This is a genomic window from Trebonia sp., from assembly GCF_049794275.1.
GTDB lineage: Bacteria > Actinomycetota > Actinomycetes > Streptosporangiales > Streptosporangiaceae > Trebonia.
On sequence record NZ_JBARCR010000472.1, the window covers coordinates 1 to 1709 of the forward strand.

Sequence of the window (1709 nt, forward strand, 5' to 3'; positions counted from 1 at the left end):
ACGCGAACCTGCGCCGGTCCGCCCGCGCCGCGGTCGCGGCCGGCGCCCGGGTGGAGCGCGCCCTGGAGATCCTCGGCTCCGACGCACCCGATCACCTGGTGATGGCCGGCCGGCTGCGCGTCGCGAACCGGCAGGCGTCGCTGGAGGAGCTGGGCCAGCTCGCCGACCCGCCGCTGACCAAGGACGCGATCGCGGGGCGGATCCGCCGGCTGCTCGCGATGGCCGACCGGCGCGCCCAGGACCTCGGGCTGCCCAACACGGAGGCGTGCCTGACGGCCGACATGCTCCCCTAGAAGCCTTAGGGGATAGCTTGAAAGTGTGCGCTATCTGGACGTCGGCCCCGCTCCGGAGATCTCTGCTCCGGAGATCTCCGCTCAGAAGATCTCAGCGATAGGACTGGGCACCTGGCAGTTCGGTTCTAAGGAATGGGGATACGGCACGCCGTACGCGGAGCGCGAGGCGCGGGCCATCGTCAGGCGCGCGATCGAGCTCGGCGTGACGCTGTTCGACACCGCCGAGATCTACGGGCTCGGGCGCAGCGAGCGAATCCTCGGGCAAGCCATCTCCGGGCGTCGCGAGGACGTTTTCCTCGCGACGAAGCTGCTGCCCGTCCTGCCCGTCCCCGCGGTCGTCCAGCAGCGCGCGGTCGCCAGCGCGAACCGGCTCGGGGTGAGCCGCCTCGACCTGTACCAGGTGCACCAGCCGAACCCGGTGGTGCCGGACACCGTCATCATGCGGGGCATGCGGACGCTGCAGCGGATCGGCCTGGTCGGCGAGGTCGGCGTGAGCAACTACCCGCTGGCCCGCTGGAAGGCGGCCGAGGAGGCGCTCGGCAGCCGGGTGCTGAGCAACCAGGTGAGCTTCAGCCTCGCGGCGCCAGGGCCGGCCGACGACCTGGTGCCGTACGCGGAGCGGACCGGGCACGTCGTGATCGCCTACAGCCCGCTGGCGCAGGGGTTCCTGTCCGGCCGTTACGACGGGTCGAACCGGCCGCGAAACCGGGTCAGGTCGTTCAACGCGCTGTTCCTGCCCGTCAACCAGGAGCGGGCCGCCGGGCTGCTGCGCGTGCTGCGCGAGGTGGCCGACGCGCACGACGCCGGCTTCTCGCAGGTCGCGCTCGCCTGGCTGATCAGGAGCCCGGCCGTGGTGGCGATCCCCGGCGCGTCCAGCGTCGCGCAACTGGAGAGCAACGTGGCCGCCGCCGAGATCGACCTGACCGACGACGAGTGGCAGGCGCTGCGGGACGCGGCGGTCCGGTTCCGCCCGGCGACGGGCCCGGCCACGCTGCCGCGGCTGCTGCGTGCCCGGATGGCGCGGGTGCCTAAAACACGGCAGTCACGAGAAACACGGCAGTCACGAGAAACACGGCAGTCACGAGCCGGCCAGCCAGGCGAGCAGAGCGGCGACGAGGGCTAGGACCGAGACCGTGGTCAGGCCGGCGCTCAGGCCCACCGCGGTGGCGAGGAACCCGATCGTCGGGGGGCCCAGCAGGAAGCCTGCGTACCCGAGGGTGGACGCGGCCGCGACCCCGTTCGGCCCGGCGACCAGGCCGGCCCGCGTCATGGCGGCGGGGAACATGTTGGCCACCCCGAGCCCGGTCAGCGCGAAGCCCACTAGCGCCACGGGGAGGGACGGCGCGAGCGCCGCGGCGAGCATCCCCGCGCAGGCGGTGAGCCCGCCGAGGACCAGGACCCTGGTCTGCCCGAGGC

2 protein-coding genes and 1 pseudogene are annotated in these 1709 nt (G+C 73.0%); 2 read left to right on the plus strand and 1 reads right to left on the minus strand.

The window, feature by feature from the left end; genetic code table 11:
• Nucleotides 1–293, plus strand: a 293-nt coding sequence (whiA, locus tag WA805_RS12975; protein WP_425242457.1) for a DNA-binding protein WhiA, incomplete at its 5' end; no start/stop codon positions are given.
• 25 nt (nucleotides 294–318) lie between these two features.
• Complete coding sequence (locus WA805_RS12980; RefSeq protein ID WP_425242458.1) at nucleotides 319–1416, plus strand: aldo/keto reductase; 1098 nt, start codon at nucleotides 319–321, stop codon at nucleotides 1414–1416.
• Here WA805_RS12980 and WA805_RS12985 read toward each other — a convergent pair.
• Nucleotides 1372–1709, minus strand: a pseudogene (locus tag WA805_RS12985) (MFS transporter); the annotation flags it as partial. The gene WA805_RS12980 and the pseudogene WA805_RS12985 sit on opposite strands and share 45 nt — an antisense overlap.